We start from the raw sequence: 4,932 nt of genomic DNA, 5'->3' as shown, positions 1-4,932 counted from the left end.
GATCGCCTCCTACGACAAAGCCTTAGAAATCAAACCAGATTTACACGAAGCCTGGTACAATCGGGGCAATGCACTGGGTAATTTAGGCAGATTGGAAGAAGCGATCGCCTCCTACGACAAAGCCTTAGAAATCAAACCAGATTTACACGAAGCCTGGTACAATCGGGGCAATGCACTGGGTAATTTAGGCAGATTGGAAGAAGCGATCGCCTCCTACGACAAAGCCTTAGAAATCAAACCAGATTTACACGAAGCCTGGTACAATCGGGGCAATGCACTGGATGATTTAGGCAGGTTGGAAGAAGCGATCGCCTCCTACGACAAAGCCTTAGAAATCAAACCAGATGACCCCAGCGCATTTTATAATAAAGCTTGCTGCTATGCGTTACACGGTCAAGTTGACTCATCTATTCAAAATTTGCAGCGGGCGATCGATCTAAATCCTGACAAATACCGAGAAATGGCAAAAACTGACTCGGATTTTGACAAAGTGCGATCGGATGTTCGGTTTCAAGAATTAATTCAAGGATAGGGATTTGTCGTTGGGTGGGGGCGGGTTTTTGAGATTGTTAGTTATTGGCAGAAATTGTTGGCGAACCCGCCCCTACAGCATCACAAATACACACTATTTCTTAGTCCGCGAAGGCGGACATTGTTTGTGTAGACGCGGTTTCAACCGCCGGGCATCTGAATAAATAGTATAATTAAACTTAAATACTTCTCGGAGACAACCATTATGCAAGTCACAACCGAAGAAATCATTTACCCTTCCAGCGACGGTCAACCAATGGCAGAAAGCACAATTCAATATGAATTAATTGTCAAAATCAAAGAAGGTTGCGAATCGCTGTTTAAAGATGACCCAAACGTTTTTGTAGCCGCCGATTTACTGTGGTATCCCGTTGAGGGGAGACCAGAGATTTCTCAAGCACCTGATACGATGGTGATATTTGGGAGGCCAAAGGGCGATCGCCTTTCCTACATACAATATCGAGAGGATAACATTGGCCCTCAAGTCGTCTTTGAGATTCGCTCCCACAACGACAGCAACACTAAAATGAATAAGAAACTTTCATTTTACCAGCGTCATGGAGTTGAGGAGTATTACCTTTACGATCCCGAAAGAAATGAGTTGGAAGGTTGGCAAAGAATTGAGGGAGATTTAGAAGTAATTGAGCCTATGGAGGGATGGATTAGTCCGAGATTAGGTGTGAGGTTTGAGTTGGGAGAAGATGGGTTAGAAATTTATCGACCTAATGGAGAAAAGTTTCTTTCCTATGCGGAATTAGAAGAAGATAGGTTATTAGATCGTCAGCGCCTACAACAAGAATCTCAAAGGGCCGAACAAGAATCTCAAAGGGCCGAACAAGAATTCCAAAGGGCCGAACAAGCCAATCAAATTGCTCAACGTTTAGCTGCTAAACTGCGCGAATTGAACATCGATCCAGATAGCATTTAACCCCGAATAAATGCTCGTAAATCCGGTTTTTTTGAAAAATCGGGTTTCTGGCGATCGCGCTTATTTGTGCTTTTAACGTAATCCTGTCAGTACGATCGCCCTTCCCTCTTTTCTACGCAGTCTTATAAAAAAAATAGTATTAATCTATACCTACAAATCCCAGCTCTAGAATTATAATAGACCTCTTGCAAAAATCCTTTTAATCAAATTCTGGAACGGGCAAGATGCCCATTCCACAAGAAAAAAAATTTTGTGGGATGGGCATCTTGCCCGTCCTAGTTATTTTTGCAAGAGGTCTAAAGAAAAAAATTGAAAAAGTCCCCAAATTCCTGTAAAATGGCCATAAATAACAAAATAGGCTCGATCGCAAGCACTCACAGGCACAAAAGATCGCAGATAAAAAAGAAAAGAATCAATTAGACAGAAAATAAAGAGGTGAAACCCCTTGCAAAAATTAGCTAGTAGAGAAAAGCCGATCGACTCAGGGGAAAAATCCATAGCAGTCAACACCCAAAAGGCTCAAATTTTGTACGATCGCGGCAACGCCCTAGAAGCAATGGGACGATTCCAAGCTGCGATCGAATCTTGGGAAGAAGCGATCGAACTTGAACCGAAATTTTATGAAGCCTGGTACAACAAAGGCGTAGCCCTCAGAAAATTGGGACAGCTAGAAGAAGCGATCGCAGCCTACAACAAATCCCTACAAATCAAACCCAACAATCCAGAAGCGTGGTATAACCGCGCCAACGTTTTGCGGAATCTCAACAGACTCTCAGAAGCGATCGCATCCTACGAAAAGGCGATCGAACTCAACCCCAACTACCCCGAAGCTTGGACGAACCGCGGCAACACCCTCGTCAGCTTAGAAAAATTGTCAGAAGCGATCGCCTCCTACGACAAAGCCACAGCCATCAAACCAGACTACTGCGAAGCTTGGTACAACAAAGCATTTACCCTCAGAAAATCCCACCAAAATACAGCGGCGATCGCATCCTACGACAAAGCGATCGAACTAAGACCAGACTTGCATCAAGCCTGGTACAACCGCGGCTTAGCCCTAGCCGATGAAAAACTCTACCCGGAAGCCATCGCCTCCTACGACAAAACCCTGCAACTGCGGCCGAATTCCCCCGAAGCCTGGAACAAACGCGGCACGGCGATCGCAAAAATGGGAGAATTTGAAGCAGCGATCGCATCCTGGGACAAAGCCATCGCACTCAACCCAAACGACAGCGAAACCTGGTACAACCGCGGCTTAGCCTTCGCCAACTTACAGCGCTTTGAAGAAGCAATTGCTTCTTGGGACAAAACCGTAGAGTTGCAGCCAGACAACACCGAAGCCTGGTACAACCGCGCCGTCGCCCTCAAAAAAATCCAACGATTTACCGACGCGATCGCCTCCTACGATAAAATCATCGCACTCACAGCCGACGATCCAAACCTGTACTATCAAAAAGCTTGCATTTACGCCCTGGAAAAACAAGCAGGCGAGCTCACAAACAGCCCCGAACTTGCAGCCACAAGCATCCGGCTGGCGATCGAAAACCTCTCAAAGGCGATCGAACTCAATCCGCAGAAATACCGGAAATTGTGCAAAAATGACTCTAAATTGCGTACAATACGGGAAGAAGTGCGGTTTTTAGCTTGATTTCAGGGTAGCAATGATTGATGGATACCGATGCCGCACTGCAACCTTTTTAGGCAAAACAGCACCACAAACCCCAATCATGCAAACCCTAGACAAAACTCAAGCAAAATTCGCTCAATTAGCAGCCCACCTCAGAGAAGTTAACGACATCGAATCAGCCTCGTCGCTGCTGCATTGGGATCAATCAACTTATATGCCCGCCAAAGGTGCAAATGCCAGAGGCCGCCAGTTGGCTACTCTCAAACAAATATCCCACGAAAAATTTACAGATCCAAAAATAGGTGAACTCCTAGAAGACTTGCGTTTCTACGAACAAACCCTCCCCTACGACTCCACCGCAGCCAGCCTGATCCGCATAGCGCGCAGAGACTACGATCGCGCCTCCAGAGTCCCCGCAACCTTCATGTCCGCACTCTGTCGCCACCAAGCCGACTGCTACGAAGTTTGGGCCGCGGCTAGAGGCGCCAACAATTTCGCAGCCGTCAAGCCGCATCTCGAAAAAACCCTAGAATTAAGCAGGCAATACGCTGACTTTTTCCCGGGCTACGAACACATCGCCGATCCTTTGATCGATCGCAGCGACTACGGCATGAAAGTATCTCTGCTGCGCCCGCTGTTCGCCAAACTGCGTCAAGAATTAGTGCCGATAGTCGAAGCCATCACCTCCCAACCTCCCGCCGACGACTCCTGCTTGCACCAAAACTTCCCAGAATCCCAGCAACTAGAATTCACCCGCACAGTCGTAGAACGCATGGGGTACGACTTCCAGCGGGGACGGCAAGACACCACCCTGCACCCGTTCATGACCAACTTCTCCATAGACGACGTACGCATCACCACCCGCGTCTACGAAGACCACCTGGATCAAGCACTCTTCAGCAGCATCCACGAAGCCGGACACGCCCTCTACGAACTCGGAAATTCCCCGGAATTTGAAGGCACGCTTCTGGCTGGCGGCATTTCCTCCGGCGTGCACGAAAGTCAGTCGCGACTTTGGGAAAATTTGGTCGGGCGCAGCCGCGGTTTTTGGGAATGTTTTTACCCGCAACTTCAAAGCCTATTTTCGCGGCAGTTGGGCGACGTATCCCCAGACGCATTTTACCGCGCAATTAATAAAGTCTCGCGATCGCTTATCCGCACCGACGCCGACGAAGTAACCTACAACCTCCACGTCGCCATCCGCTTTGACCTAGAATTGGCAATGGTAGAGGGAAAACTAGCAGTGCGAGACCTCCCCGAAGCCTGGAACGAACGCTATAAAACCGACCTCGGCGTTGTCCCCGCCACCGACAGCGAAGGTGCGATGCAAGATGTTCACTGGTATGTCGGTACGATCGGCGGAATGTTCCAAGGTTACACCCTCGGCAACTTGATGAGCGCCCAATTCTACGAAACAGCAGTAAAAATCAATCCTGAAATTCCCGTAGAAATACAACGGGGAAATTTTACCGTACTCCACGACTGGCTAAAACAAAATATCTACCAGCACGGCCGCAAATACACTGCTGTCGAATTGATCGATCGCGTTACCGGTTCACCTTTAACTATCGATCCGTTTGTCCGCTACATTCGCCACAAATACGGGGAATTTTATGTCATTTGAGGGATAGCAATTTCACATTGCAGACTTTAAATTGAGATAAAAAAGTAGTCGAAAAAAAAGGCGGTACTCAAATTGTATCGCCCTTTTTTATGCTATAAAATCAAAACTATCAAAAACAAAGTAAGGATCGCAAATTAAATAACTCATACCATTTTTTTAAAGTTATGACAGACTTTTGCAAACTAAGGAAAGCAGATAACTACAACGTCTTGTCGTCCTTTA

General features: G+C 47.0%; 4 protein-coding genes. All 4 read left to right on the top strand.

Going from position 1 to position 4,932, the window contains the following annotated elements:
* Positions 1-532: tetratricopeptide repeat protein (locus tag QUB70_RS24915; RefSeq protein WP_332984096.1), on the top strand; the 532-nt coding region annotated here is incomplete at its 5' end.
* 204 nt (positions 533-736) lie between these two features.
* Entirely contained in the window at positions 737-1,459 is a 723-nt protein-coding gene (locus tag QUB70_RS24910; RefSeq protein WP_332984095.1) for a Uma2 family endonuclease, read from the top strand.
* A gap of 445 nt (positions 1,460-1,904) precedes the next feature.
* Positions 1,905-3,107 carry a tetratricopeptide repeat protein gene (locus QUB70_RS24905; protein ID WP_332984094.1) on the top strand — a complete coding sequence of 401 codons (1,203 nt, stop codon included), beginning with the start codon at positions 1,905-1,907 and terminating at the stop codon, positions 3,105-3,107.
* Between the two features lie 79 nt (positions 3,108-3,186).
* Entirely contained in the window at positions 3,187-4,710 is a 1,524-nt protein-coding gene (locus QUB70_RS24900; RefSeq protein ID WP_332984111.1) for a carboxypeptidase M32, read from the top strand.
* The last annotated feature ends 222 nt before the right edge of the window (positions 4,711-4,932 follow it).

This window comes from Microcoleus sp. A003_D6 (assembly GCF_036702825.1).
Classification (GTDB): domain Bacteria; phylum Cyanobacteriota; class Cyanobacteriia; order Cyanobacteriales; family Microcoleaceae; genus Microcoleus.
Note: the sequence above shows the minus strand (reverse complement) of the source record. Positions and strands in the feature narration are given on the sequence as shown.